The sequence below is a fragment of the Rhodococcus sp. OS5 genome (assembly GCF_056837585.1).
Genome location: NZ_CM166368.1, coordinates 459,061 through 485,242, shown reverse-complemented (window position 1 = coordinate 485,242; position 26,182 = coordinate 459,061). Strand labels below are relative to the sequence as shown.

Annotated in this window: 24 protein-coding genes; 6 read left to right on the top strand and 18 right to left on the bottom strand. The window is 62.4% G+C overall.

Translation table 11 applies throughout. The features are described 5' to 3' along the window. Nucleotide 1: 1 nt before the first annotated feature. The 9 genes from ACVZUB_RS02285 to ACVZUB_RS02245 are packed head-to-tail and all read right to left on the bottom strand — an operon-like array spanning nt 2 to nt 9,278. The gene (locus tag ACVZUB_RS02285; protein ID WP_058038230.1) at nt 2-1,207 is read right to left on the bottom strand and encodes an acyl-CoA dehydrogenase family protein; all 1,206 of its coding nucleotides are present in this window, start codon (nt 1,205-1,207) and stop codon (nt 2-4) included. Between the two features lie 17 nt (nt 1,208-1,224). Next, nucleotides 1,225-3,435 carry an acyl-CoA dehydrogenase family protein gene (locus tag ACVZUB_RS02280; protein ID WP_482628113.1) on the bottom strand — a complete coding sequence of 737 codons (2,211 nt, stop codon included), beginning with the start codon at nt 3,433-3,435 and terminating at the stop codon, nt 1,225-1,227. 27 nt (nt 3,436-3,462) lie between these two features. Next, nucleotides 3,463-4,593 (bottom strand): steroid 3-ketoacyl-CoA thiolase, encoded by a 1,131-nt coding sequence (locus ACVZUB_RS02275; RefSeq protein ID WP_075831919.1) that lies wholly within the window; start codon nt 4,591-4,593, stop codon nt 3,463-3,465. Continuing rightward, entirely contained in the window at nt 4,590-5,444 is an 855-nt protein-coding gene (locus ACVZUB_RS02270) for an SDR family NAD(P)-dependent oxidoreductase (RefSeq protein WP_075831917.1), read from the bottom strand. The genes ACVZUB_RS02275 and ACVZUB_RS02270 overlap by 4 nt, the downstream gene beginning before the upstream one ends. Nucleotide 5,445: 1 nt before the next feature. Beyond that, nucleotides 5,446-6,654: a DegT/DnrJ/EryC1/StrS family aminotransferase gene (locus ACVZUB_RS02265; protein WP_075831915.1), complete on the bottom strand. Its 1,209-nt coding sequence runs from the start codon at nt 6,652-6,654 to the stop codon at nt 5,446-5,448. A gap of 32 nt (nt 6,655-6,686) precedes the next feature. After that, nucleotides 6,687-7,868, bottom strand: coding sequence for a lipid-transfer protein (locus ACVZUB_RS02260; RefSeq protein ID WP_075831913.1), 1,182 nt, complete (start codon nt 7,866-7,868; stop codon nt 6,687-6,689). After that, the gene (locus ACVZUB_RS02255; RefSeq protein WP_030535712.1) at nt 7,865-8,278 is read right to left on the bottom strand and encodes a hotdog family protein; all 414 of its coding nucleotides are present in this window, start codon (nt 8,276-8,278) and stop codon (nt 7,865-7,867) included. The genes ACVZUB_RS02260 and ACVZUB_RS02255 overlap by 4 nt, the downstream gene beginning before the upstream one ends. Beyond that, nucleotides 8,275-8,703 (bottom strand): Zn-ribbon domain-containing OB-fold protein, encoded by a 429-nt coding sequence (locus tag ACVZUB_RS02250; RefSeq protein ID WP_054188605.1) that lies wholly within the window; start codon nt 8,701-8,703, stop codon nt 8,275-8,277. Before ACVZUB_RS02250 ends, ACVZUB_RS02255 begins: the two co-directional genes overlap by 4 nt. Then, nucleotides 8,700-9,278: an FAS1-like dehydratase domain-containing protein gene (locus tag ACVZUB_RS02245; RefSeq protein ID WP_054188606.1), complete on the bottom strand. Its 579-nt coding sequence runs from the start codon at nt 9,276-9,278 to the stop codon at nt 8,700-8,702. Before ACVZUB_RS02245 ends, ACVZUB_RS02250 begins: the two co-directional genes overlap by 4 nt. Nucleotides 9,279-9,343: 65 nt before the next feature. Here ACVZUB_RS02245 and ACVZUB_RS02240 point away from each other — a divergent pair, with 65 nt between their 5' ends. Continuing rightward, complete coding sequence (locus tag ACVZUB_RS02240) at nt 9,344-10,057, top strand: TetR/AcrR family transcriptional regulator (protein ID WP_172827063.1); 714 nt, start codon at nt 9,344-9,346, stop codon at nt 10,055-10,057. Here ACVZUB_RS02240 and ACVZUB_RS02235 read toward each other — a convergent pair. The 4 genes from ACVZUB_RS02235 to ACVZUB_RS02220 form a co-directional block, all read right to left on the bottom strand. Further along, a complete protein-coding gene (locus ACVZUB_RS02235; protein ID WP_007731537.1) occupies nt 10,044-11,516 on the bottom strand; it encodes an MFS transporter in 1,473 nt (490 codons plus the stop codon). The two genes, ACVZUB_RS02240 and ACVZUB_RS02235, sit on opposite strands and share 14 nt — an antisense overlap. A gap of 86 nt (nt 11,517-11,602) precedes the next feature. Continuing rightward, nucleotides 11,603-12,172 carry a TetR/AcrR family transcriptional regulator gene (locus tag ACVZUB_RS02230; RefSeq protein WP_042447770.1) on the bottom strand — a complete coding sequence of 190 codons (570 nt, stop codon included), beginning with the start codon at nt 12,170-12,172 and terminating at the stop codon, nt 11,603-11,605. After that, on the bottom strand, nt 12,172-12,792 hold the full coding sequence (recR, locus tag ACVZUB_RS02225) for a recombination mediator RecR (RefSeq protein ID WP_003943917.1): 621 nt from the start codon (nt 12,790-12,792) through the stop codon (nt 12,172-12,174). Before recR ends, ACVZUB_RS02230 begins: the two co-directional genes overlap by 1 nt. A gap of 12 nt (nt 12,793-12,804) precedes the next feature. After that, complete coding sequence (locus tag ACVZUB_RS02220; protein ID WP_003943929.1) at nt 12,805-13,143, bottom strand: YbaB/EbfC family nucleoid-associated protein; 339 nt, start codon at nt 13,141-13,143, stop codon at nt 12,805-12,807. Nucleotides 13,144-13,252: 109 nt separating this feature from the next. Here ACVZUB_RS02220 and ACVZUB_RS02215 point away from each other — a divergent pair, with 109 nt between their 5' ends. From ACVZUB_RS02215 to ACVZUB_RS02205, 3 genes are all read left to right on the top strand, one after another. Then, nucleotides 13,253-14,053, top strand: coding sequence for an Rv3717 family N-acetylmuramoyl-L-alanine amidase (locus tag ACVZUB_RS02215; protein WP_047271578.1), 801 nt, complete (start codon nt 13,253-13,255; stop codon nt 14,051-14,053). Nucleotides 14,054-14,137: 84 nt separating this feature from the next. Continuing rightward, nucleotides 14,138-14,434, top strand: a complete 297-nt coding sequence (locus ACVZUB_RS02210; protein WP_020905903.1) for a hypothetical protein — start codon at nt 14,138-14,140, stop codon at nt 14,432-14,434. Continuing rightward, nucleotides 14,434-15,945, top strand: coding sequence for an alpha/beta hydrolase (locus tag ACVZUB_RS02205; RefSeq protein ID WP_047271577.1), 1,512 nt, complete (start codon nt 14,434-14,436; stop codon nt 15,943-15,945). Before ACVZUB_RS02210 ends, ACVZUB_RS02205 begins: the two co-directional genes overlap by 1 nt. Before the next feature lie 54 nt (nt 15,946-15,999). On the opposite strand, the gene ACVZUB_RS02200 is transcribed toward ACVZUB_RS02205, so the two are convergent. Continuing rightward, nucleotides 16,000-16,434: an SRPBCC family protein gene (locus ACVZUB_RS02200; protein ID WP_003943959.1), complete on the bottom strand. Its 435-nt coding sequence runs from the start codon at nt 16,432-16,434 to the stop codon at nt 16,000-16,002. A gap of 338 nt (nt 16,435-16,772) precedes the next feature. Between ACVZUB_RS02200 and ACVZUB_RS02195 the strand changes: the two genes are divergently transcribed. Beyond that, on the top strand, nt 16,773-18,176 hold the full coding sequence (locus ACVZUB_RS02195; RefSeq protein ID WP_482628112.1) for an FAD-binding protein: 1,404 nt from the start codon (nt 16,773-16,775) through the stop codon (nt 18,174-18,176). Continuing rightward, entirely contained in the window at nt 18,173-19,474 is a 1,302-nt protein-coding gene (locus ACVZUB_RS02190) for a class I SAM-dependent methyltransferase (RefSeq protein ID WP_003943932.1), read from the top strand. Before ACVZUB_RS02195 ends, ACVZUB_RS02190 begins: the two co-directional genes overlap by 4 nt. A gap of 36 nt (nt 19,475-19,510) precedes the next feature. On the opposite strand, the gene ACVZUB_RS02185 is transcribed toward ACVZUB_RS02190, so the two are convergent. The 4 genes from ACVZUB_RS02185 to ACVZUB_RS02170 form a co-directional block, all read right to left on the bottom strand. Beyond that, nucleotides 19,511-20,548: a type IV toxin-antitoxin system AbiEi family antitoxin domain-containing protein gene (locus tag ACVZUB_RS02185; RefSeq protein ID WP_058038223.1), complete on the bottom strand. Its 1,038-nt coding sequence runs from the start codon at nt 20,546-20,548 to the stop codon at nt 19,511-19,513. Nucleotides 20,549-20,688: 140 nt separating this feature from the next. Beyond that, nucleotides 20,689-22,830, bottom strand: coding sequence for a 3-hydroxyacyl-CoA dehydrogenase NAD-binding domain-containing protein (locus ACVZUB_RS02180; protein ID WP_030535720.1), 2,142 nt, complete (start codon nt 22,828-22,830; stop codon nt 20,689-20,691). A gap of 45 nt (nt 22,831-22,875) precedes the next feature. Then, nucleotides 22,876-24,090, bottom strand: a complete 1,215-nt coding sequence (locus tag ACVZUB_RS02175) for an acetyl-CoA C-acetyltransferase (RefSeq protein ID WP_007731553.1) — start codon at nt 24,088-24,090, stop codon at nt 22,876-22,878. Between the two features lie 222 nt (nt 24,091-24,312). Next, nucleotides 24,313-26,154 (bottom strand): multicopper oxidase family protein, encoded by a 1,842-nt coding sequence (locus ACVZUB_RS02170; protein WP_482628111.1) that lies wholly within the window; start codon nt 26,152-26,154, stop codon nt 24,313-24,315. Nucleotides 26,155-26,182 lie beyond the last annotated feature (28 nt).

Sequence of the window (26,182 nt, the reverse complement as noted above, 5' to 3'; positions counted from 1 at the left end):
CTCAGCTCTTTTCGTTCTGTGCAGCGGGCCGGCGACGCGCAGCAAGCGCCATGCCCAGACATTTTGCGGCGACAATTTCACGCATCACCTCGTTGGTACCACCGCCGAAGGTGTTGTTCTGGGCGCGTCGACCCAGGTTCTCGACCCGCCCTTCCAGTACCGCTCCGGGTGTGCCGGGGCGCAGTAAGCCCTTGGCGCCCAGCACTTCCTGCAGCATGCCGTACGCACTGACGACGGCTTCGGTACCGAAGATCTTGGCCGCGGCCGAATCCCCGCCGCCCAAGGTGTTGGCGGCGACGTCCGCCACCAGTCGTAGGTTCATCAGGTCGGCAGCACTGAGCAGCGCGTAGACTTCCGCCAATTTCTCACGTACCCAGCCGATGTCGTAGACGTGGCCGTCACCGGCGGGTTCGGTCTTTGCCCATTCGACCACCTCGGCAAAGAGCTCGTTGGCTATACCACCGCGTGCCGCCAGGGCAACACGTTCGTGGTTGAGCTGGTTGGTGATGAGCTTCCACCCTTGATTGAGCTCACCGACGACATTGGTGATCGGCACCCGAACATCTTCGTAATAGGTTGCCGAAGTGCTGATTCCGCCCACGGTGTGAATTTCGGTGACCGAGAACCCCGGCGAATTGGTCGGCACCAGGACCACGGAAATGCCCTGATGCGTAGGCGCGTCGGGATCGGTGCGAACGGCAAGCCAGACCCAGTCGGCAAACACACCGGCGCTGGTGAAGATCTTGTTGCCGTTGATGACAAGCTCGTCACCCTCGATGCGGGCGCGTGTTTCGAGGGCCGCGAGATCGGTGCCCGCATTGGGTTCGGTGTAGCCGATGGCAAAGATCAACTCGCCCGCCAGGATCGGACGCAGGAAGAAGTCCTTCTGAGCTTGCGTCCCGTGCTTGATCAGAGCGGGTCCGACGGTGTTCAGCGTGACCAGCGACAGCGGCGCATTGGCGCGAATCACCTCGTCGTAGAACACGTACAGAGCTTCGGGGTTCTCACCCCGGCCGCCGAATTCCTCCGGCCACCCCAAGCCCAGCCAACCGTCTTTACCCATTCGGCGCAGAATGCGATCGAAGACGGGGCCGCCTTCGGTCTGATCCACGAGAGCACGGCGGTCTTCGTCGTTGATGATCTCCGCGAAGTACGCCCGCAATTCCTTGCGCAGAGTCTTCGACTCCTCCGACAAATCCAAGTACATGGTGAAACTCCTAAGATCTACGAACGCGGCAGGCCGAGTACGCGCTGCGCGATGACGTTGAGTTGAATTTCGACGGTTCCGCCGCCGAACAGAATCGAGGGAAGTCCGATGTGGTCTATCGCGTAATTCGCCGACGGGTCGACAACGGCGGCACGAGGTCCGAGCAGTCGCAACAGATCCCGCGAGCCCTCACGCTGCGCCAGGGCGTTGTACACCTTCGACACGCTGATCTCGGCGCCCGGTTCCTGACCCGCCAGTCGCGCCGACACCCCGCGTAGATTCATCGCGGACAGTGCCAACTCACGAGAGATACTGCGGCCGAGGCCCTCCACTGCGTCTTCGCGAGGGCAGTCGTGGCTCGCGTCGGCGATAACCTGACGGAACAGCCGACTCGAACCGTGGTGCAGCGTGCTGCCCATACTCAGGCGTTCGTTGGACAGCGTTGTCGCAGCAAGCTTCCACCCTTGCCCCGGCTCCGCCACCAGGCAGTCGTCCGGGACGAAGACGTCGTCGAGGAATACCTCGTTGAACTCCGACTTACCGGTGGCTTGTTTCAGCGGACGTACGTCGATACCTTTCGAGGTCATGTCGACCAGGAAGTACGACAGCCCACGATGTTTCGGAGCGTCGGCGTCGGAACGCGCCAGGCATACTCCCCAATCGGCCTCGTGCGCGCCCGAGTTCCACACTTTCTGACCCGACAGGACCCAGCCACCGTCGACCTTGCGCGCTTTCGTGCTCAGACCGGCCAGGTCTGATCCCGCGCCCGGCTCACTGAACAGCTGGCACCAGATGATGTCGGCGCGCAGCGAAGGCTCGACGAACCTGTCCTGCTGCTCGGCGTTGCCGTGTTCGAGAATCGTGGGCAGCACCCATTCCCCGATCACCGTGGACGGTTGAGCCCAACCTCGCATCGCGAATTCGTGTGCGATGACGGCCTGTTCTCTCGGTCCTGCTCCCAGCCCGTACGGCGCCCGATAGTGTGGGGCTACCAGTTTGGCGTCGGCAAATCGGGCGCGTCGAGCACTCCCCTTGGCCGGCGCCCAACTGGCGCTGGTGGTTCCGTCGTCGGGCAGCAGCGCAACCTCGTCCAGAACCCTGCGAACCTGCTCTCGTAGTTCCGGCAGCATGTCCGGGTCGACAAAGGAGAAATCCCGTTCCGAATCGGCGGACCGGTCTCCCAACGTGTGTGCCCACTTCACCTCGGATCCCGCCACCGCAGCGATACTGATTGCCCGGCGCCAGTACAGATGCGCGTCATGCTCCCAGGTAAATCCGATTCCGCCGAGCAACGTGACACATTCGAGGGCGTTCTCGATGCCGACGGGCAAAGCGGCCAACGCAGCTTGAGCCGAGACAAGTCTGTGCTGATCCTCGTCGTGCTCTTCGGACCGAGCGGCGTCCCACGCTGCGGCACAGGCAATCTCGGAGCGGACCAGCATCATGGCCGCCTTGTGCTGAACTGCCTGGAAGCTTCCGACCGGACGGCCGAACTGCTGCCGGGACTTCACGTAGTCGACCGCGGTGCGTAGCGCCCACCCGGCTATACCGCTCGCCTCCGCAGCCAACACCGTGTTGACAATCAGTTCGACTCGGTGCGCCTGGAGACCCTCGACGATCAGCCCAGCGTCGACCTTGTGATCGGTCAACGTCAGCGTCCCGATCGAGCGTGTCAGATCCACTCCGTCTTCGACCTCCACCGCAGCGGAAGACGACTGCTCGAGCCGGAACCACAACTCGCCGTCTTCGCTGTTCGCTTGCACGAGAACGACATCGGCTCCGGGTAGACCTAGAGCCGGGTCGGCAGAACCGCTCACGGCCCACCCTGCATCGCTGCGAGCCGCGCGCAATCCCACGCCGGTGCAGACTGCTCCGGTTGCGCCGGTGGCCAATTCGATCAGCATTGATTCCGCAGCCGGGCCGGCAGCTGTTGCGAGGATCCCACTGGCGATGACCGTCGGAACGTACGGTCCCGGGTAAAGCGCATCACCCAATTGCTCGACTACCACCGCCAGTTCGGCAAGCCCTGCCCCGTCACCGCCGTACTGCTCCGGCAGGTGCACTGCGTGCAGTCCCTGACGGACCAATCCATCCCACGAGTCCGGCCGATCACCGGCGGCGTACCGCTTGACGTTGCTCCGCGTATCGGCGATTCCACCGAAGCGGTTCGCGAATGCGGCTACCGCTTCCGCCAGGTCACGGTGATCTTCGAGCAGGGGCAGTGCCATGGCAGGTTCCTCAATCTTCGGTTCTTGTCAGATGCGTTCGAGAATCAGGCAGGTGGTTGCGGCGGACGCGCAGATCGCGATCAGCGCGATGGACTTGTCCCGGCGCTCCAGTTCGTCGATGGCATTGGCCAACAGTCTGATTCCGGTTGCACCGGCCGGGTGGCCCAGCGCGATTGCACCACCGTTGACGTTCAGCAATTCGGGATCGACGCCGTGAACCTGCGCGAACGACATCGGTACCGAAGCAAATGCCTCGTTGACCTCGAACAGGTCGATGTCGTCGATCGTCAGACCGGTGCGGCCGAGCACGATGTTTGCCGCGTCCACGGGACCGTCGAGCATGAACTCGATGTCTCCGCCGATGACGCACTGCGCCAATATCTTTGCCCGCGGCCGCACGCCGAGCATCCTGGCTCGATCCTCGGACATCAGTAGAGCGGCACTCGCACCGTCCGAGACCTGCGAAGACGTTCCAGCGGTGTGCAATCCGCCCTCTTGAACGGTCCGCAGTTTCGCGAGTCCTTCGAGACTCGATTCGCGCAGACCCTGATCCCGATGGACCGGAGCGTCAGAGCCCGGAGCGACCACATCGATGATGTGCGAGTCGAAGCGTCCTGCCTCCCATGCTGCTGCGGCTCGCTGCTGCGAGCGCAGCCCGAAGGAGTCGAGATCCTCGCGGCCGAAACCGCGCTTGACAGCAATCCGATCGGCCGCGGTGTACTGATCGACGGTATCGAGTGACCACGACTCCGGACGTGGTGTTCCGACGCCGGTACCCACCTTGTACGTCAACGGAGCGCGGGACATCAGTTCCACACCGCACGCCACACCCACGTCGACTGCACCGATGGCAATCTGCCCGGCAATCAACTGCACCGATTGCTGCGCGGTTCCGCACTGCGCGTCGATCGTGGTGCAGCCCGCTTTCAACGGAAGGCCCGCATGCATCCAGGACGTACGCACGATGTTTCCGAACTGCTCACCGAGAGGCGTCACACAGCCGCCGATGACCTGGTCGACCGCGCCAGGATCCACGCCCACCCGATCCAGCACGCCTTTCTGCGCATAACCCAACAGTTCCGCCGCGTGGACTCCGGACAGCCAACCCTCACGCTTGCCGAACGGCGTTCGTGCTGCGTCCACGATGACGGGCTTCATGCCAACTCCTCGGTTCGTAATGCCGGGTTCTCCGGTAATGCCGTTCCGTCCAGACCACGCACGGTCAGGGACCACTCGTCGATCAGGTCCAAGCTGACGCTCGAGCGCGCGGTGAACTCGGTGTCGCAATCACACAGCGCTGTGACCGCTTCCACCATTTCTTCCATAGATTCGACCTGATCCGGCCGGATAGTCTCACCGACCAGGACCCTGGCGCCCTCACTGAGCACCGCTGCCCGCGGTTGAACCGTGTTGACGCGAACCCCCTGGCCGTAAAGCTCCACGCCCATGCCGTTGCTCATCCTGTTGAGCGCTGCTTTGGACGCGCCGTACACGGTCATGGCAGTTCCCGGTTCGACCCACGTGAACGGCGGGCCATGCCACGGTTTGACGGTGCCACTGGACACGTTCACGATCCAGCCGTATCCGTTTGCCACCATCCCCGGCACCACGGCTTGCATCAGATCGAGCGGTGCATGGACATTTGCCTCGAACATCAACCGTCGCCGCCGCAGTGGGTAATCCGAGAGCGGCTGATAGATCGCCGCTGCCGCGTTGTTCACCAGGATGTCTATAGTCCCGCCAAGCTTCTCGATCGCCAGCGGCACAACGGTGTCGCGCTGCTGCTCGTCCGTCAGATCTGCGACAACTATCTCGACTTTGGTTCCGTACTTGGCAATTCGAGCCGCAGTCTCTTCGAGACTGCCCGGCAGGGTTGCGTGTGCACCGAGCGTCCGAGCCACGAGAGCGACGTCGGCACCTTCCGCTGCCAGTCGCTCCGCGACGCCCGCACCGATTCCGCGACTGGAACCGGTGACAAGCGCTCGGCGGCCGTCAAAGCGCCTCGTCATGCTATTTGAACTTCGCGGCGAAGCGATTGATGCTCTCCGCAATCCGAGCAACTTCGTCGTCACGCAAACCGTGGCTCATGCCGAGTGTCATGCCGCGGGCAAAAACTGCGTCCGCTTCCGGCAAACCTTCGGCCGGCTGGCGAAATTCGATGTTGTTCATCATGGGGTGACGAGTGACGTTGCCGCTCCACACGGTTCGGGTGTCGATGCCGTCGGCCTCGATGGCTTCCTGCAGGTCGCTGCGCGTGAAGGGGGCGTTCTCGTTGATCATCACCGGGTAACACAGCCACGCCGTGTCGAGACCGTCGAGTTCTACCGGCGTCGTGAAGAATTCAGGGTGGGCGCCGTATGCCGCCGAGAAGGCCGCAAATGTTGCCTTACGCGTCTTGTAGTTCTGTTCCAGCTTGTCGAGCTGCACGACGCCGTAAGCTGCGCCGAGTTCGGAGGGCTCGAAGTTCCACGACATGAGCTCGAAGATGAAGTCGTTGTCGTAGTCGACGCCGTCGAGTTCTTCACGGAAGACTCGGCCGGACTTGGTACTGCCGAACAGGTTCGGCTCGCTACGACGGCCCCAGCGGCGAAGCAGCAAAGCCTTGTCACGGCTGGCTTCGTCGTCGACGCACACCATTCCACCGGTTCCCGCGCACGTGATGATGTGTGCCATCGAGAAACTGGTGACGACGATGTCCGCCCGAGACCCGGTGGGAGTACCGCGGAGCGTGGCGCCGATCGCGTCACACGAATCCTCGATCACCTTGAGTCCATGGCGATCAGCGATATCACGGATGACGTCCCAGTCTGGGCAGTTGCCGGCCAGGTTCGGCATCAGGATGGCACCGGTCTTCGCGGTGACCATGGCTTCGATCTTGGTGACGTCGACGTTGAACGTGTTGGGTTCCACGTCCACGAACACCGGCACCAGACCGGCACGCACGATCGGTGCGATGTCGGTGGAGAACGTCAACGGCGACGTGATGATCTCACTGCCGGCAGGCAGTCCGAGCAGCTCGACTGCCAAGTACAAACCCGAGGATCCCGAGTTGCACATGACGCCGAACTTCTTGCCGGCCAAGGCCGCGATACGTTCTTCCATCTCGAAGACGTTCTTGCCGATGCGCAATCCTTGATGCCCGCTGCGCAAGACGTCGACAACAGCCTGTATTTCTTCCTCGCCGTGGGTGGCCCTGGCGTAGGTGATCCGCTCGCTCATCTTGTTCCTGCTTTCTCGAATAGGCGGCAGATTCAGCGATCTGCCGAGAGGACGAGCGCACTGTGCGGGACGGGAGAGCCGCCGGTCACGAGCACGTTGTCCAGAGTTTTGGTCGGTTGATTGGTGGAGGTGCCGCGGATCAGGCGAACACCTTCGGCAATACCGTTGACGCCGTGGATGTATCCCTCACCGAGTTGACCGCCGTGGGTGTTGATCGGCAGGCGACCGTCCAGCTCGAGATTGCCGTCGGCGATGAAGTCTTTTGCCTCGCCCCGACCGCAGAATCCGTACTCCTCGAGTTGAAGCAGAACCATCGGAGTGAAGGCGTCGTAGAGAATTGCGGCATCGATGTCGTCCGGCCCGATACCGGCCTGGTCCCACAGTTGGCGCGCCACGAGTTCGACTTCCGGCATGCTGTCGATGTCGTCGCGGTAGTAGCTGCTCATCGAAATCTGTTGCGGACCTACACCTTGCGCAGCGCCACTGATGACCGCAGGTTTGTGCGGCAGGTCGCGGGCGCGCTCCGCACTGACGATGACCAGCGCCTGTCCGCCGTCACTTTCCTGGCAGCAGTCGAGCAGGCGGATGGGGTCAGCGATCATGCGTGAGTTCTGATGGTCCTCGATAGTGATCGGGCGTTCGTAGAACCAGGCCTTGGGGTTGTTCGCCGCATGCTTGCGTGAGAGGACCGAGACCTGGCCGAAGTCGGCGCTTGTTGCCCCGTACTTGTGCATGTACAGCTTGGCGAGGAAGGCTTCCTGCTGCGCCGGGGTCAGAAGCCCGTACGGGTTGATCCAGTTCCGATACTCCTGGTCCGTCGACGCGTTGTACGCAAAAGGTGGCGGCCCGGCGCCGAATCGGTGACCGGATCTTTCGTTGAAGGCGCGGTAGACGACCACAACGTCGGCAACTCCGCTGGAGACGGCAAGCGCTGCTTGTTGAACCGGTGCGCAGGCACCGCCGCCGCCGTGTGGAATTCGACTGAAGAACGTCAGTTCCGGGATCCCGAGGGCGCGTGCGACCGCAATCTCGGGATTGTTCTCCATGGTGAACAGCGCAAATCCGTTCACCTCTTCTGCCTCGATGTGAGCGTCGTCGAGTGCGGCGATCACGGATTCGCACGCCAACTGCCATTCGCTGCGGCCGGAGTTCTTGGAGAACTCGGTTGCGCCGATTCCGGCGATGGCTGCTTGCCTCGAAAATCCTCGTGTCATGCGATTACCCTTTCCACCGGTTCGAGAGTCACGTCGGCCGTCACGTGTGTTCCGCGGGCGTTTTTCCCGAGAACCGTCACGGTGAGCGCCCGGCCGTCTGTGGCGGTGACCTTGCCGGTGAATGTCATGGTGTCTCCGGGGAAGTTCGGAACACCAAGCCGTAGTGATGTTTTGACGATCCGTGATGCCGGGCCGGACCAGTCGGTGATGTAGCGGTCGATGAGCCCGTTGGTGGTGTTGATGCTCATGAAGATGTCGGGAGTTCCGCGATCCTGGGCCTTGCCCGGATCGTGATGCACGTCCTCGAAATCCTGAGAAGAGATCGCGGTGGCGACGATCAGCGTTCGATCCAACGGCAATTCGAGGCTCGGGAGGACCGAACCCACTTCGCAGTCAATCAGTTTCGTCATTGCACCGAACCCCGTCGCCTCAGTTGCGGCAGCATCTCGCCGTGAGCGTGCTCGGAGAAGGTCACTTCGAGTTCCATGCCGAAGTCGAGTTCCTCGTGATCGATCCCCGCGATGTCGGCAACCAGACGCGTGCCTTCTTCGAGATCGACGAGTCCGACGGCGAGTGGGTACTCGAAAGCAGGATCCTTCGGGTGATGGATGACCGTGAAGCTGTGCAACGTGCATCGCCGCGTGGATTCGACTGTGTCCCAACTGAACGAGCGGCATTCCGGGCAGGCGGGCGCTGGCGGGTGGCGCAGAGTCTTGCAATCCGCACACCGTTGGATCTCGAGGCGACCCTCTTTGGCCGCGGAGAAGAAGAAATCGTTGTCGTCGGTGACGGTGAGTCTCGGCACCGCGGTGTGGCGGGAGCCAGTCTCGCTCATGCGATTACCTCCTGGGCTTCGGGCTTGGTATCTGTCTGGGCATCTGGTTTGAATCTGAGCAGTCGAAAGCGCTCTTCGACCAGCGTCTTTCCGTCCTGGTCCACGTACTTCTTGAACAGAGTGATGAAGCACCCGTGACCGAGAGCCGTCTGTTTGAACGGCGAGATCGCTTCGATGGTGAAATGCGCGGTGACGTGGTCACCGGGGCTCAGCTCCGCGAAATACTCCTGCTCGACGTTGGTCGCGACAACGGAGGTGTATCCGGCCTCGTCCAACAGCGCCAGCAGTCGTGAATAGGCGAAGTCCTCGGAGACTCCGTCGGCACGAAGTTGCTGGACCTGCCTATAACGTCGGTAACCCGCCATCACCCAGGTCGAGATCATGGCGGGCGGACAGACGACGTCTCGACGACCGGTACTGCGGGCGGCCTCGGCGTCGACGTAGATCGAGTTGCGGTCGTCGTGCGCCTCGACCCAGTTGCGGATCATCGCCTCGTTGACGGCGTAGCGGGCGACGCGGGGTGGTTCGGCCTCTGCGCCGATGAAATTCGGAAACTGCGTCTGCAGGCTCTGCACTGAAATCCTCCGTGAACGAAAGTTGAGCAAGCGCTTGATTTTGAAGCTAGCATAGGAATCCGGAAGTGGAAACACGCGATCTCACCGACGAATTGGTTCGAGCCGGAGCTATCAGGCAGGATTGCGCTACGTTCGACGCCGGCAGCCCGGCACCCCCGAAACCCTGCCCTGAGCAGGACCGACAACCAGTGGAGATTTCAGTGGCATCACCAGATCGTCGGGAGAAGATCCTGGAGAGCTCAGCCGAGCTGTTTGCCAGGAAGGGTGTCGCCACCACGACCGTTCGCGAGATCGGCGACGCCGCCGGTGTGTTCTCGGGCAGCCTCTACCACTACTTCAAGTCGAAGAATGCGATAGTTGCCGAGCTCATGCGCGGCTTCATCACCGACATTCAGCTCCGCTTCGATCAGGTGGAGAAGACGGCAAACGACCCCGAGGAAGTCCTGCGCGGCTTGATCCGCGAGACGCTGGTCGTCATCGAACTACACCCGCACCCGACGGCGATCTACCAGAACGATCGGGCTTATCTTCGCGACAACGATCTCCTGCAATCCGTCGACGGGCCTTCCCGCCAAGTCCGCGAGCATTGGATGAAAGCGATTGCCGAAGGCGTCGATCAGGGAATCTTCCGCAAAGACGTGGCACCGGAAATTTTCTATCGATCGGTACGAGACACCTTGTGGTCGACAACGCATTGGCCGGATCGCCAGAAGTACACCACCGACGAGTTCGCGGATCTGATGATCACGCTCTTCCTCTCGGGATTCAGGGTCGCCTGACCAGATCCGGCAAATCCAGATGTTTCGGGGTTCGTCCCTGCGGCAACAGGATCGACACCGCGAACACGACCACCGCGCAGCCCGCGCACACCAGGTAGGCGACGGAGAATCCGGTCCACGACGTGGAATGTTCCGAACCGCTGATCACGAATGCAGCGAGAATGGTTGCCACCGTCGCACTGCAGATCGTGCTTCCGGACGTCCGCAGAAGTGAGTTCACCCCGTTGGCAGCCGCCAGTCGCTGACGAGGTACGGCAACCAGAATCAGCAGCGAGAGCGTGCTGTACACGATGGCAGTCCCGACCGCTGTGATACCCAGTGCTGCAACCACTCCCCACAGCGGCTTACCGGCAACGGCGTGAATCCCGTACCCGCCGGCGAGGAACACGGCGCCGGTCAACATCGCGGTCCGTGAACCGAAGCGGTCGGTGATACGCACCGCAACCGGTGAGAACAGCACCATCGCGATACTCGCCGGAATCTGGCAGAGCGCTGCCGCGATGATCGACAGGCCGTACCCGGCACCCGGCCCCTTCATCCCCTGCAGCAGTTGTGTCGTGATCAGCGTGTTCCCGAAAAACGCGAACCCGACCAGCAGAGCCGCCAGATGCGGGATCAACACCGCACGTTTCACGAGAGCACGGACGTCGACCAGCGGATTGACGTTGCGCCGCTGTTGAATTACCCAGAGCGTGAACAGCACCGCCGACGCGGCCAGCATGGAGATCACCGCTCCACTGGTCCACCCCCAACTCGACCCCTGAGTGATCGGCACAAGCAGAGCAATCATCGCGGCGCTCAGACCAACCGCCCCGACGCCGTCGAATCTTCCCGACGGATTCGGCTCGGACTCTCGAATGAACAGCACCGCAGCAAGAGTCACGGACAGCCCGATGGCGGTGGTTACCCAGAACAGGACGTGCCAGTTCGAGTACTGCGCGATCATCGCGGAAAACGGTATGCCCAAAGCGGTTCCGACGCCGAGCGTCGAACTCATCATGGCCACTGCGCCGTTGACCTTGTTGCGTGGCAATTCGTCACGGAGCATGGAGATTCCGATGGGGATGACTGCCGACCCGGCCCCCTGCAACGCTCTCGCGAAGATGAGGACAGCGATGTCCGACGACAGCGCACACAACATCGAGCCGAGAGTCATCATCGAGAAAGCAACCAGAAGCATCTTCTTCTTGCCGAACATGTCGGCGAGTCGACCGAAGATGGGAGTGACGACAGCGCCGACCAGCAGCGTGACGGTCACCAGCCAGGACACGGCCGTGCGTCCAGCGCCGGTGAAGTGCGGCAACTCCGGCAGCAGTGGAACGATGACCGTCTGCAGAACAGCCTGGAACACTGCGGCGGCGACAACGATGGGGAACAGGAAGCGGGAGCGCGGCTGCGCGAGTCCCGCATCGGAGGTGGTGACTGCAGGCGTGCCCGGCGGACGGTCGAGCGTCGTCACCCCACACCGCCTGTTCTCACTAGGTAAATATCCGTTCACCTACATTAGGTGAACGGATATTTACCTAGCAAGAATTGTGACGCCGCTCACCCGTCGAGCAGCTTTTGCACCAGCGGTGCGTACAGCGCAACCACCTCGTCCTGGGTGCCGGTGGCATGGCCGGCCATCATCCGTCGGCGCATGATCGCCACTCCGACCACCATCGACATCGCCAGTTCCGCGCGCAATCTCGCGTCGGGGCCGGACAGGCGACCGGCGAGGGTGTCGATCATCTGCGTCGAATAGTTCTCGCGCAGCTTGCGGTTGCTCTCTTCACTGACGCCGCTCATGAACAACAAGCTCATGGACAGCGGCTTGTACGACTCCAACGGCTTGGTGAACAGCGAGACCATGCGCTCGCCGAGCGAGTCGTTCGGGGCATCGAAGACCGTGACCGCCGCTGCCCGGAAGTCGACCAACTCGTCGTACAACTGCTCTTTGGAACCGAAGTACTTGATGATCAGAGGCGCGCTGACGCCTGCGTCTTCGGCGATGTCCTTGAGCGTGATTTCGCGGTACGGCCGAGTCGCGAATGCTTTCCCGGCCGACGCGATGATCTGCGCACGCGTCTGCTCGGACGTACGACGCACCTGCTGACCTTGCTCCGTGCCGCTCATCAAGCGTTCCGCGACAATTCACGACGGCCGGACAATGCCCGACCCAGCGTCAACTCGTCTGCGAATTCGAGATCGCCACCCATCGGAAGACCCGAAGCCAACCGAGACACCGTCAGCCCCGGAATGTCTCGCATCATGCGAACGAGATAGGTAGCTGTCGCCTCACCCTCCGTGTTGGGGTCGGTGGCGATGATGACCTCGGACACGTCGACGCCGTCCTCCTGATTTGCGATGCGAGCCAACAACTCCCGGATACGCAACTGGTCAGGCCCGATCCCCGAGAGCGGATTGAGCGCACCGCCGAGCACGTGATAACGACCCTTGAACTCACGGGTGCGCTCGACGGCCTGAACGTCCTTCGGTTCCTCCACGACGCAGATCACCGTGCGATCGCGACGTGCGTCGGCGCATATGCGGCACTTCTCCTGATCGGAGACAGTTCCGCACACCGTGCAGAACTGAACGCCGTCACGGATGCGCTGCAATGCATTTTTCAAACGGTCGATCTCGGGAGGCTCCACGGAGAGCAGGTGAAAAGCGATGCGTTGAGCGCTCTTCGGCCCGACTCCGGGAAGCTTCCCGAGTTCGTCGATCAGATCCTGAACCGGACCTTCGTACACGCGTTCTCGTTTCTAGAAGCCGGGGAGACCGGGAAGGCCTCCGCCGAGTCCGCCGGCCAACGGGCCGAGCTTCTCAGCAGCGACTTCCTGTGCCTTACGCGAAGCGTCCTCGATCGCGCCGATCACCAGATCCTGCAGCGTCTCGACATCTTCGGGGTCGACGACCTTGGGATCGATCTGCAGACCGACAACCTCGCCGGTGCCCTTGACCGTGGCGACAACCAGTCCGCCACCGGCCTGACCGGTCACTTCGGCCTGAGCCATTTCCTGCTGCGCCGCCATCAATTGCTGCTGCATCTGCTGAGCCTGAGCCAACAGAGCAGACATGTCGGGTGCTCCACCTGGTTGCACGAGCGGTCCTTTCTACAGAGTTATCCCCACCAGCGTAGTCGGTGCGCGCTACCGTGAGCGGGTGCGCCGGAACCAGTCAGACACCGTAAAACCGTCAAGAGGGTCAAACATGGCATCACGTGTGTTCCGCTCCACTGCCCTGATCGCCATGGTCGGGGCCGGGCTTCTGAGCGCTGCGTGCACGATTCCGACCGAGACTGCCGAGGCCACGACTTCGGTCGAGGTGTCTCCGCTGAGCACTGTCGCCGCTGACGTCCCCGCTGCGCTCACCGGCAAGGTCGTCTTCCTCGATCCCGGGCACAGCGGGGCGAACGACGACAGCATCAACACCCAGGTCCCCACGGGCCGCGGCGGCACCAAGAACTGCCAGACCACCGGCACCAACACCGATGCCGGGTTCCCCGAGCACACCTTCAACTGGGAAGTCGCGAGCCTGGTCAAGAGCGAACTCGAAGGCCAAGGCGCCACAGTGGTCCTGAGTCGACCGGACGACATCAGCGTCGGATCTTGCGTCGACGCACGCGCCGAAGCTGCCAATTCCTCCGGCGCCGACGTAGTGGTGAGCATTCACGCGGACGGCGCAGCAGCCGGAGCCGAGGGCTTCCACGTCTGCTACTCCGCGCCCCCGCTGAACACGGTGCAGGCCGGCCCGTCCGTCACCTTTGCCGAAACCATGCGCGACTCACTCGTCACAGCCGGACTCACCCCGTCGACCTACATCGGTGACGACGGGCTGGCACCACGCGCCGATCTGACGGGACTCAATCTGTCGCAGCGGCCGTCGATTCTGGTCGAACTCGGCAACATGCGAAATGCCGACGAGGCAGCGCGCATGACGAGCCCGGACGGTCAGCAGGAATATGCGTCCGCCGTCACCAGCGGAGTCACGGCCTTCCTCACAACCCCCTGACCTGTCTTCTGTGGAGAAATTCCACTTGTCCACAGGTATGTCGGCACCGCCGAAGTAGCCCGCTCACCTGGATACGGTTCTGCCATGGGGCCGATACTTCAGGTAGATTTCGCTGCTCTGCAGCAACTTTCAGCTGATCTGTCTCGAATCGCGGATCAGATCTCGGGGATCGATTCCGCCGGCCCGATTTTCGAAGCCGCGGCGGCCCTGAACTCGTCCGCTGTCGCGGCTGTGTCGACTGGGAATGCCGGCGTCATCGCCGACGCGTACCGGTACCTGGCTACGCAATTGGGACTCATGGCGTCGGGAACCGCTGCCGCAGCACGTCTGTACGACGCTGCCGAGGGCGAAGTGGTGTCCGAACTGCGCGGAGCCTACTGATGCAGCCCACCGTCTCTCAGCTTCGAACATGGTCACCGGAGAAATTGCGCACAAGCGCTTCGGAATTGATCGACATCGACCGGCAGATCGAAGTCCTCGGCAATGACGCCGGACGCAGCATCGACGCCGTCCGCGAATTCTGGCAGGGACAAGCGTCGAGCGCGGCGGCAGTGCAGTGGTCTGGTATCTCGCTTTCCTCGTCGCGGCTGTCGGTTGCGGTTCGCGTAGTTGCGGATCTGTATGGCGGAGCGGCCAATACGATCGGTGCGGCGCGAAAATCAGTTCTGGACCTGGTCGAGGAGGCAACTCTCGAACACGGCTTGACGGTGTCAGACAGTGGAGCGGTATCGGCACCTGAGACGAAGCAGCCGTGGAATCTGGCCGACGCCATGCAAGATTCCGAAAACGACACGGCTGCAAAGGTTTTTCAGCAGAAGATCTCCACTGCATTGACGGCACTCGACGACGAAGACAACCGGGCCGCGACTGCTCTGGGTGCGGCATTCCGAGAGATCGGATCACTCCTTGGCAATCAGCCTGATCGCCTCGACCGCACTGTCCTCGACATCCTCGATGGGAGGTCGACACTCCCCGGGACACCAACGGAGCTACACCGACTCTGGGAATCGCTCACGCCCAACGAGAAAGACGCGTTGGCGAGGTGGGATCCGTCCATCGGTAGCCGGGACGGCCTTCCCGCTCTGGACCGGGACTACTACAACCGGCGGTACCTCTCTGCGCTCGAGCAGTTACCGGATCGAACGGTAGCTGCCGGATACACGGCCGTGCGCGGCGAACTTCGACCGGACACGTTCCTTCTCTCGGTCACGGATGGGCATGCCGTCGTGGCAGTCGGTAATCCCGATGCCGCCGGCAACGTCGCAACACTGGTTCCCGGAACCGGCTCCGGGCTGTCGGGCGTCGGCGGAGACCTGCAACGAACCAAGGCCATGTACGACGCGGCGGTCAGGGCGGCGCCAACGGAAGCCACATCAGTGATCCTGTGGTCCGGATACGACGCTCCCCCAGGCATTCCCGACGCAGCCTCGGATCGGTACGCCAACTCCGCAGCGCCGAGGCTCGACAGCTTCCAGGACGGGTTACGAGCCTCGCATGACGGCCCGCCTTCGCACAACGTGGTGATCGGTCATTCCTACGGCAGCACCGTCGTCGGTGCCGCGACTACCCGTGGCGCTTCTCTCGACGTCGATGAACTGGTTTTTGTCGCAAGCCCCGGCGTCGATGCCGAGCGCGTGAACGAACTGAGCCTGGACGGCGTCGACTCGGCCGAGATGGCTCGCCATGTTCATTCGACGACGGCCTTCTGGGATCCGGTCCAATTGATCCCCACGATCCTCGGAGTCCACGGGTTCGACCCGTCGGATCCGGAATTCGGCGCGCAGGTATTCACCGGATCTCCCGGGGAGCCTGGGTTCGGAGTTCACAGCGATTACTGGGAAAGCGGAAACCCCGCACTCACCGAATTCGGACGGATCATTACCGGCCCATGAAAGAAGGCGCCGTACCGGTGAAGGTACGACGCCATCTCGGTGATGCAGGATCGGTTAGACGAGTTCGCGCTTGAGGTTGTCCAGGACCTGGGCCTGGATGCGCTGCAGACCCTTCGGAGCGAACGTGCGCTCGAAGAAGCCGCCGATACCGGTGGCACCCTGCCACTGGGTGAGCGTCGTCACCGTCGTTCCGGTGCCGTTGGGGGCAACGGTCCAGGTGGTGACGAGGCTGGAGTTCGCGTCCTTCTCGGTGATGACGTTGCCGTCGACCGTCACTGTCGCCTTGACGTTGCGCGAGCGCTTTTCCGTCGCCTTGAGCGTCCACTGCGCGACGGTTCCGTCACCCTGGCCACCTTCGACGACCTTGTAGTCGAGGTACTGCTCGGACAGGATTCGCGGGCGAACCGTCTCGTAGTCCGAGAGCGCCGCGAGCACCTTGTCGGGTGCTGCTGTGACGACTGTCGAACTCATTGCATTGACCTGACCCATATGCCCTACGTCTCCTTGCTCGACCAACGCGGCTCGATACCGCGAATGACTACCCGAATCCGCACCTCGAACTGCGCAGATATTCCTTTCCATACTGCCTGCTGCGCCCGGGTATCTCGACCATCTACCCATTCCGTGTGAGCTGGTTCACCACTCGGAGCATTTACCGAGTTCGATTGCAACAACTCGATCAAATTCGGGCATTAATACCCCTCCGGATAGCTTGCACACGCAACTACCGATAGCGTCAGGGTGTGACTCTCTCGTTCAATGGGGTAGTTCAGAAGTTAGATCGAATCCGGACAAAGCAAGGCCCGGGTTCCGATGCTGCGCGTGAAATGGGGTTCGAGCAGCACAGAGAAGGCGTCGAACGCCTACTCGCGTCATACCGCGCCATTCCCGCCGATGCTTCTGTACGCCTGGCAAAGAAGACATCCAATCTGTTCCGCGCTCGCGCCAAGACGTCGGCCCCCGGCCTCGACGTCAGCGGTCTGGCAGGTGTCATCGCCGTCGATGCGCAGGCGCGCACAGCCGACGTCGCCGGCATGTGCACGTACGAGGACCTCGTCGACGCGACGCTGCCCTACGGGCTGGCGCCCCTGGTCGTGCCTCAACTCAAGACCATCACCCTGGGCGGTGCGGTGACCGGCCTGGGCATCGAGTCCACCTCGTTCCGCAACGGCCTGCCGCACGAGTCGGTACTCGAAATCGACGTACTGACCGGAAGCGGCGAGATCATCACCGCAACACCGGACGGCGAACACGCCGAACTGCTCTTCGGTTTCCCCAATTCCTACGGCACCCTTGGCTATTCGACGCGATTGAAGATCGCACTCGAACCCGTCAAGAAGTACGTCGCCTTGCGCCACGTGCGCTTCGATTCGTTGAAGAAGCTCGAAGAAACGATGGATCGCATCGTCACCGAACGCGAGTACGACGGGATCGCCGTCGACTATCTCGACGGGGTGGTCTTCACCGATTCCGAGAGCTACCTCACACTCGGCGTGCAAACCGACGAGGAAGGCCCGGTCAGCGATTACACCGACCAGGACATCTTCTACCGGTCGATCCAGCATTCGTCACTCACCCAGCCCAAGACGGATCGCTTGACCATTCGCGACTACCTGTGGCGCTGGGACACCGACTGGTTCTGGTGCTCACGAGCTTTCGGCGCACAGAACCCGAAGATCCGGCGCTTCTGGCCCAAGCAGTACCTGCGCAGCAGCTTCTACTGGAAGCTGATCGCCCTCGACCACAAGTACGACATCGGAGATCGCCTCGAAAAGCGCAAGGGCAAGCCCCCGCGCGAACGCGTCGTCCAGGACGTCGAGGTACCCATCGAACGAACCGCGGACTTCGTCTCGTGGTTCCTCGAGGAAATCCCGATCGAACCACTGTGGTTGTGCCCGTTGCGTCTTCGCGAGCCAAGCCCTGCCGCCGCTTCTGCATCACGGCCGTGGCCCCTCTACCCCCTCGAACCCAAGCGCACCTACGTCAACATCGGCTTCTGGTCTTCGGTGCCGATCGTTCCCGGTGAGCGCGAGGGGGCAGCAAATCGACTGATCGAAGAAAAGGTCAGCGATTTCGACGGACACAAATCGCTCTACTCCGACTCCTACTACTCGAAGGAAGACTTCGAGGAGCTGTACTACGGCGGCGACCGGTACATCGGACTCAAGGAACGCTACGACCCGAAATCCCGTTTATTGGATCTATTCTCTAAGGCGGTGCAACGTAAATGACCACGTTCAAAGACTCCAAAAGCCAGGACAAGCTCTCTATTGCCGAGATTCTCGAGACGCTTTCCGACGGCATGCTGCCGCTTCGATTCACCGCGTACGACGGCAGCACCGCCGGCCCCGAAGATGCCGACTACGGACTGCACCTCAAGTCGACTCGCGGAACCACTTATCTCGCAACAGCTCCCGGTGACCTCGGCATGGCCCGCGCGTACGTCTCCGGCGATCTCGAAGCCGAGGGTGTCCACCCCGGTGATCCGTACGAGATCCTGCGCATCATGGGTGACGAACTCCACCTCAAGCGCCCGTCCGCACTGACGCTCGCCAGCATCACGCGCTCCCTGGGCTGGGATCTGTTGCGGCCCATCGCCCCGCCGCCCCAGGAACATCTCCCTCGCTGGCGTCGCGTCGCAGAAGGACTGCGTCACTCCAAGACTCGTGACGCCGAAGTCATCCATCACCACTACGACGTCTCCAACACCTTCTACGAGTACGTCCTCGGCCCGTCCATGACGTACACCTGTGCCGCTTACGACAATGCGGAACAGACGCTCGAAGAAGCCCAGGAGAACAAATACCGCCTGGTGTTCGAGAAGCTCGGACTCCAGAAGGGTGATCGACTTCTCGACATCGGCTGCGGCTGGGGCTCGATGGTCCGCTACGCGGCCAGGCGCGGCGTCAAGGTGATCGGCGTGACTCTCTCTCGCGAGCAAGCGGATTGGGCACAGAAGGCCATCGAGGACGAGGGCCTCGCCGATCTCGCCCAGGTCCGTTTCTCCGACTACCGCGACGTGGCCGAGACCGGATTCGACGCAGTGTCCTCCATCGGCCTGACCGAGCACATCGGCGTCGGAAACTACCCGGCGTACTTCGAGTTCCTCAAGGGCAAGCTGCGTGAGGGTGGGCGTCTGCTCAACCACTGCATCACCCGTCCGGACAACCGAAGCAGCGCCAAGGCAGGCGGATTCATCGACCGGTACGTCTTCCCCGACGGGGAGCTCACCGGTTCGGGTCGCATCATCTCCGAAATCCAGAACGTCGGCCTCGAGGTGCGTCACGAAGAGAACCTTCGCGAGCATTACGCACTGACGCTCGCCGGATGGTGCCAGAATCTCGTCGACAACTGGGACGCGTGCGTCGCCGAGGTCGGCGAAGGAACCGCCCGCGTCTGGGGCCTGTACATGGCCGGCTCACGACTCGGGTTCGAGCGCAATGTCGTTCAGCTGCACCAGGTTCTGGCCGTGAAGCTCGGCCCCAAGGGTGAGGCGCATGTGCCGCTTCGCCCGTGGTGGAAGGCCTAGGGGCAAAGCCCCTGTGCGCCTTTTTGGTAGTCGGCACTACCAAAAAGGCGCACAGGTGCCGCAGGCACCCGACTGCGTCCTCACCCAGCCTCCGCGCCGCAAGACCGTCTCCACTTCATGTGCAACCTGGCACGGGGTCTTCATCACCTCGTCGAATCCGTAGACCAACCGCGGACGACCTGCCAGCTCTGCCGCATTGTCACGGCGGCGATCACGAAATGCCACTTCTGCCATGGAATGCGCCCACCGACCGTCGAGACGCACGATCAGCGGCACACCGAATTCGCTGTAGTCGCAATCCTCGTACAACGTGCGACCGTCGACGCGAACCGGTGACTGGCGTCTGGCCGACGGCAACCCGTGCGCCTGCTCCACGTCGACCGCATAGTGGTATTCGAGCGTTGACTGCACCCCGTCTGCCAGGAGTCGTACCGCATCGGAAAGCGCACCCTTGAATCGATGTGGTGTTCGTTCGTCAATCCGACGACGCACATCGTTCAACGGAATTCGCGCATTTGTCACTGTGGTGATGAGTGAAACGTAGGCGCTTCGCGCTGTGGATTCGGCGGTCGCAAGATCAATCGCGGTATCCGCCCGCGACGTTCGAGGTATGACTGACGGCACGCCGATGTATCGGTGGGCTCGGGAGCGGTGGACGACTACCCCGGGGTGAACCACGCCACCCACTCTGACAAGTGCACCCGACGTTCGCGCTGGAACTCGGCGGATTGTCGCGGACTGACAGCGAGCGGACTTGCCGTAGGGCACGGTGACATGGACTGGCTTGTCTGCGTCGATGCGACGCATTCCCCATTCCTCAGCTGCAGTGTCGTGGCTCAGAATCGCTTGCGCGCCACCATAAAGCCAAGCGGCGTTCAAGATCATTTCTCTGGTGAGCGGGCCAGCGGTCACTGCATACACGCCTTGTAGAACGCGCTGCCATTCGCCGCGGTCCAGAAAGTTCCGCAGCATCCCTCGGTTGTATCCGAATGACGAGAGTTGCTGTTGCCGTACCAGACCGGATTGCGCATCGAGAATCCGGAGAAACTCGCTTCCACCATGAGACGTAGTCATGGCACCAAGCGTCAGGCCGAACTCCGACAGGACTGACGTGAAATTCGCTGTCGGAGTTCGTCTGTGGATAACTCACCAGCTGGGGATGAACCCCTGTGCGCCTTTTTGGTAGCCGTAACTACCAAAAAGGCGCACGGGGGCTATGCCCCTAGCGAAGCCGGCGGGGTGAACCGCGGGCCGTACTGCGCAGCGAGTTCCTTTGCACGAGCGACGAAGCCGGCCGTGCCGCCCTCGTAACCGACGATGAACTGGTGAACGCCACCGGTCCAGGCCGGGAATCCGATGCCCATGATGGAGCCGATGTTGGCGTCCGCCGTGGTGATCAGGACGTTCTCGTCGAAGCACTTCTGCGTCTCGATCGCCTCGATGAACAGCATGCGGTCGATGAGGTCCTGGATCGGGGCGTCGGAGGTTCCGGAGTTGAAGTTCTCGCGGAGTCCGGACCACAGGCCGGTGCGCTTGCCCTCGGCGTAATCGTAGAAGCCGGCTCCACCGAGCTTGCCCTTACGATCGAACTTCTCGACGAGGGTGTTGATGACCTCGCCGGCCGGATCTGCCGGCAGTTCCTTGCCTTCGGCCTTGGCGGCGTCGGCAGATTCCTTGCGGATCTTCTGCATGAGGGTGAGGTTGAGCTCATCCGAAAGCTGAAGCGGCGCAGCCGGGTAACCGGCCTGCATACCGGCCTGCTCGATGGTGGCAGGCTCGACGCCCTCGGCGAGCATGCCGATGGCCTCGTTGATGAAGGTGCCGATGACACGCGAGGTGAAGAAGCCACGCGAGTCGTTGACCACGATCGGCGTCTTGCGGATCGCCTGGACGTAGTCGAACACGCGAGCCAGAGTCTCGTCGGAGGTCTTCTCACCGCGGATGATCTCCACCAGCGGCATCTTGTCGACGGGCGAGAAGAAGTGGATGCCGATGAAGTCTTCCTGACGCTTCACGCCGGTGGCGAGACCCGTGATGGGCAGCGTCGAGGTGTTCGAGCCCAGCAGTGCCTTGGGATCGACGATGTCCTCGATCTCCTGGAACACCTTGTGCTTGAGTTCCTGGCTCTCGAAAACTGCTTCGATGACGAAGTCGACGCCGGCGAAATCTGCCGGGTCAGCCGTCGGGGTGATCTTGGCGAGGAGTGCGTCGGACTTCTCCTGCGTGGTCTTGCCGCGCGAGAGCGCCTTGGCCTCAATGCCTTCGGAGTACGCCTTGCCCTTGTTCGCAGCCTCGATGGTGACGTCCTTGAGCACGACGTCGAAGCCTGCCTTGGCGGAGACGTACGCGATGCCCGCGCCCATCATGCCCGCGCCGAGGACACCGACCTTCTTGATGGTGGACTTCTCGATGCCTGCCGGACGTGAACCGCCGCCGTTGATCGACTGCAGGTCGAAGAAGAACGCCTGGATCATGTTCTTCGCGACGCGGCCGGTCACCAGCGAGGTGAAGTAGCGAGCCTCGATGAGCAGCGCGTTGTCGATGTCGACCTGCGAACCCTCGACGGCTGCGGCCATGATGGCGCGCGGAGCCGGCATCGGAGCGCCCTTGAGCTGCTTACGCAGGTTCGCGGGGAACGCCGGAAGGTTGGCAGCGAATGCCGGAGTGGACGGAGTTCCGCCAGGGATCTTGTAGCCCTTGACATCCCACGGCTGAACGCCGCCTTCGGGGTTGGCCTTGATCCATGCCTTCGCAGCCGGAACCAGCTCCTCTACCGAGCCGACGACCTCGTCGATGAGGCCGACTTCCTTGGCCTGAACGGGTCCACGCTGCTGCCCCTGGAGCAGGACGCCCATGAGCGCGTTCTGCAGGCCGAGCATCCGCACGGTACGCACGACGCCGCCGCCGCCGGGCAGCAGGCCGAGGGTGACCTCGGGCAGGCCGATCTTGACTCCCTTGACGTCTGCCGCGATGCGGTGGTGGGTCGCGAGAGCGATCTCGAGGCCGCCGCCGAGTGCCGCGCCGTTGATGGCGGCGACGACCGGCTTGCCGAGAGTTTCGAGGCGACGCAGGTCTGCCTTGATCTCGACGCTGTGGTTGTAGATCTCCTCGGCCTGCTCGGGGCCGACCTTGATCATGTTCTTGAGGTCGCCACCGGCGAAGAAGGTCTTCTTGCCGGAAGTGATGACGGCACCGGTGATGGAGTCCTTCTCGGCGACCAGACGGTCGACGGTGGCCTTCATCGACGCGATGTACGCGTCGTTCATGGTGTTTGCGCCCTGGTTGGGATCGTTGATGGTGAGCACGACGATGCCGTCGGCGTCCTGGTCCCAGTTGATGATGTTCTGATCAGTCACTTTGCTTGACTCCTGGTAAGCCTCGTTGGAAGGACGGACGCCGCGTCAGACGCGCTCGATGATGGTGGCAACGCCCATACCGCCGCCGATGCACAGGGTGATGAGGGCGCGCTTGCCGCCACGACGCTCGAGCTCGTCGACCATCGTTCCGGTGATCATCGCGCCGGTTGCACCGAGTGGGTGACCCATGGCGATCGCGCCACCGTTGACGTTGAGCTTCTCGTCCGGGATGTTCAGGTCCTTCTGGAACTTCAGGACGACGGAAGCGAATGCCTCGTTGATCTCGAAGAGGTCGATGTCGTCGACCGTCAGGCCGGCAGCTGCCAGAACCTTCTTCGACGCCGGCGTCGGGCCGGTGAGCATGATGGTGGAGTCGGCGCCGCTGGTGGCGGTGGCGACGACGCGAGCGCGCGGCGTCAGACCCATGTCCTTGCCGGCCTGCTCGCTACCGACGAGCACGAGGGCAGCGCCGTCGACGATCCCCGAGCTGTTGCCGCCGTGGTGAACGTGGTTGATCTTCTCGACCCAGTGGTACTTCTGCAGCGACACGGCGTCGAATCCGCCGATTTCACCGATCACACCGAACGCGGGAGCCAAGCCGGCGAGGTTCTCTGCCGTGGTGCCCGGACGCATGTGCTCGTCGTTGTCGAGGATGGTGATGCCGTTGATGTCCTTGACCGGCACTACCGACTTGGCGAAGTATCCGCCGGTCCACGCCTTGGCGGCGAGGTCCTGCGAGCGCACGGCGTATGCGTCGACGTCGTCACGCGAGAAGCCCTCGATGGTGGCGATGAGGTCTGCGCCGACGCCCTGCGGCACGAAGTAGTTGTCGTAGTTGGTGGCGGGGTCGAGTGCCCACGGTCCACCGTCGGATCCCATCGGAACGCGGGACATCGACTCGACGCCACCGGCGATCACCAGTTCGTCCCAGCCGGACCGAACCTTCTGAGCAGCCATGTTCACGGCCTCGAGGCCGGAAGCGCAAAAACGGTTGAGCTGAACGCCGCCGACGGTGTCGGGCAGTCCCGCATCGTTGACTGCAACGCGGGCGATGTCCATTCCCTGATCGCCAACGGGGGTGACGACGCCCAGGATGAGGTCGGAGATCCGGTCCTCGTCGAGGTCGGGAAAGCGCACGCGCAGTTCCTGGATCAGACCCGTGACCAGCGAGATCGGCTTGACCGAGTGCAACGACCCGGTCTTCTTGCCGCGGCCTCGCGGGGTACGGATGGCTTCATAAATGAATGCCTCTGTGGTCACTGTGAGGTGTTCCTTCCGTGTAATTCGTCGAACCGGTCTGCAGATCGTCCGCGCCACCTTCGGTGGTGGCGCATGGCCGAGGTACAGACCTCAGCCCTTTCACTGTAGAACGTGTTCCAAATTCATGGGAAGGACCGAAGCGATCCTGCTAGGTGACCGAGGTGATCAGGTGCGCGAACGCCTGCCCGCTTCGGTTCATTTCGGGTGCGCCCCCGGAAGCACTCACGGCACGATGCGATACGGCAACATCATGTCGTGATCTTCGTGATCGAGTAGATGGCAATGCCACACATATCCCTGGAGTCGACCAGAATCAGCCATATCGTGGCGCCCGCCGCCCGTCATCCCGCCGCCCGTCATCCCACCGCCCGTCATCCCACTGCCCGTCATCCCACCGCTCGGAAGACGATCGAACATCGCGTCGGGATCGAAACCCAGCTCATCCGCGGTGGGGAATCGCACGATGATCCGGGTGACGGTGCCGCCGTCCACCCTGACGGTGTCCTTCATTCCCGCTTCCCACGGCGCCGGCGCGATCATCGGCCCCGCCTCGAACCCTTCGGGCGACGGAGTCCACTTGTTGCCGATCACCGGCTGCGGATGTCGGATCAAGTACTCCAGCGTCCGCATCGGTGTTCTGCCGAGAATCCGGAAATTCACCAGGTGCAGGTGTATCGGATGCGGGTCCGGCGTGGTGTTGACGATGTTCCACTGCTCGACGGTGCCTTGCCGCGGCCTCTCGACGTCCGTGGTGCTGAACGTCAGGTTGTTCAGCGTCATCTGAGCCGGTGGATTCCGCAGTTCCAGTTGCTGGCTCACCGTCACCGTGCGAATTACCGTCGGCTGCTCCAACGGGGCGAGAACGTCACGTTGCCGGCGCCCACCGCGCAGTTGCGACGGAACACCACCGGTGAATCCGCGCCTGGCGTCACCGCGGAACCGGCAGAACAGCGGCATAGTCACTTCACCGATGACAGCGGCGGGTAGCGGGGGCGCCTCGTCGTTGCGAAGCTCCACCGTCGATCCCTCCGACAGTCCGGTGAAATCGACGAGGAGGTCGTACCGCTCCCCCGGTGCGCAGCGGAAGGCATTGACCGCGACGGGTGCGTCGAGCATTCCGGCGTCGTTGCCGATGACCCAGAACGTCATCATGTTCGAGAAGTGAAGATTCCACACACTTGCCGACGACGCATTGACGATGCGGAGGCGGTAAAGGCCCCGAGCCACGGACAGTTCCGGCCACACCTTGCCGTTGACCAAGCCGACGTCGCCCACCGCGCCGCCTTCCCACGATCCTTCCGGGATCAAGATGGTGGATCGGCCGTTCTGGGCGCCTGTCGGCGTGAAGATCTTCTCCTGCAGGATCAACGGGATCTCGAATTCCTCGGCCGGCAACCCCAACGGATTTCCCAGTTCGCCGGTGTCGAATTCATCCCTGATCAGATAGTTGCCGATCAGACCGGCGTAGACGTTGAGCCGGGTGATGCCCATCGCATGATCGTGATACCAGAGGTGGGCGGCTTCCTGACCGTGCAAAAAGTGATGCATCGCAGCCTGTCCCGGCATCACCAGCAGCTCCGGATGGCCGTCGCTCTCAGGTGAAGTGACTCCCCCGTGCAAGTGCAACGACGTCGGCGGGCGCGCACGAAAGTCGGCCTGCATTCCGTGCAGCGTCATATCCATGTCCGCTGCCAACGGATGTCCGGTCAGATCGTTCTCGAACGTCAACATGATCGGCTCGCCGGAATGCGCCTCGACGGTAGGGCCCAGATAACCGCCACCGATCTCTCCGCTGCGGTACGACAGTGCTGGGGACGGGGGAAAATCCCGATGAAAGGCATGTTGCCCCACTTGCGCTGTCAGTGTGATCTCGTTTCCGGAAAGCGTTGACAACGAATGTAGTTCGTCACAGAACGGCTCGAACTCCGGCGAATGAAAAATCAACGGAGACTCGATATCCACACTCCCCGCCGGAGCAGCACCTGCCTTTGCACCCAAAGCAACAGCCGCTGTGCCGACTACCGACCCTTTCAGAACCGATCTTCTGGAAACCCCGATACCCATACATTCCCCTCCCCATCGAAACGGGTTG

Excerpts from the sequence above, each read along its gene's own strand:
- ACVZUB_RS02265 (WP_075831915.1), bottom strand. The coding sequence starts at position 6,654 with ATGAGCGAGCGGATCACCTACGCCAGGGCCACCCACGGCGAGGAAGAA.
- ACVZUB_RS02215 (WP_047271578.1), top strand. The coding sequence starts at position 13,253 with ATGGCATCACGTGTGTTCCGCTCCACTGCCCTGATCGCCATGGTCGGG.
- ACVZUB_RS02210 (WP_020905903.1), top strand. The coding sequence starts at position 14,138 with ATGGGGCCGATACTTCAGGTAGATTTCGCTGCTCTGCAGCAACTTTCA.
- ACVZUB_RS02275 (WP_075831919.1), bottom strand. The coding sequence starts at position 4,593 with ATGAAGCCCGTCATCGTGGACGCAGCACGAACGCCGTTCGGCAAGCGT.
- ACVZUB_RS02280 (WP_482628113.1), bottom strand. The coding sequence starts at position 3,435 with ATGGCACTGCCCCTGCTCGAAGATCACCGTGACCTGGCGGAAGCGGTA.
- ACVZUB_RS02185 (WP_058038223.1), bottom strand. The coding sequence starts at position 20,548 with ATGACTACGTCTCATGGTGGAAGCGAGTTTCTCCGGATTCTCGATGCG.
- ACVZUB_RS02250 (WP_054188605.1), bottom strand. The coding sequence starts at position 8,703 with ATGAGCGAGACTGGCTCCCGCCACACCGCGGTGCCGAGACTCACCGTC.
- ACVZUB_RS02200 (WP_003943959.1), bottom strand. The coding sequence starts at position 16,434 with ATGGGTCAGGTCAATGCAATGAGTTCGACAGTCGTCACAGCAGCACCC.
- ACVZUB_RS02205 (WP_047271577.1), top strand. The coding sequence starts at position 14,434 with ATGCAGCCCACCGTCTCTCAGCTTCGAACATGGTCACCGGAGAAATTG.
- ACVZUB_RS02230 (WP_042447770.1), bottom strand. The coding sequence starts at position 12,172 with ATGAGCGGCACGGAGCAAGGTCAGCAGGTGCGTCGTACGTCCGAGCAG.
- ACVZUB_RS02270 (WP_075831917.1), bottom strand. The coding sequence starts at position 5,444 with ATGACGAGGCGCTTTGACGGCCGCCGAGCGCTTGTCACCGGTTCCAGT.
- ACVZUB_RS02190 (WP_003943932.1), top strand. The coding sequence starts at position 18,173 with ATGACCACGTTCAAAGACTCCAAAAGCCAGGACAAGCTCTCTATTGCC.
- ACVZUB_RS02170 (WP_482628111.1), bottom strand. The coding sequence starts at position 26,154 with ATGGGTATCGGGGTTTCCAGAAGATCGGTTCTGAAAGGGTCGGTAGTC.
- ACVZUB_RS02285 (WP_058038230.1), bottom strand. The coding sequence starts at position 1,207 with ATGTACTTGGATTTGTCGGAGGAGTCGAAGACTCTGCGCAAGGAATTG.
- ACVZUB_RS02260 (WP_075831913.1), bottom strand. The coding sequence starts at position 7,868 with ATGACACGAGGATTTTCGAGGCAAGCAGCCATCGCCGGAATCGGCGCA.
- ACVZUB_RS02195 (WP_482628112.1), top strand. The coding sequence starts at position 16,773 with ATGGGGTTCGAGCAGCACAGAGAAGGCGTCGAACGCCTACTCGCGTCA.
- ACVZUB_RS02255 (WP_030535712.1), bottom strand. The coding sequence starts at position 8,278 with ATGACGAAACTGATTGACTGCGAAGTGGGTTCGGTCCTCCCGAGCCTC.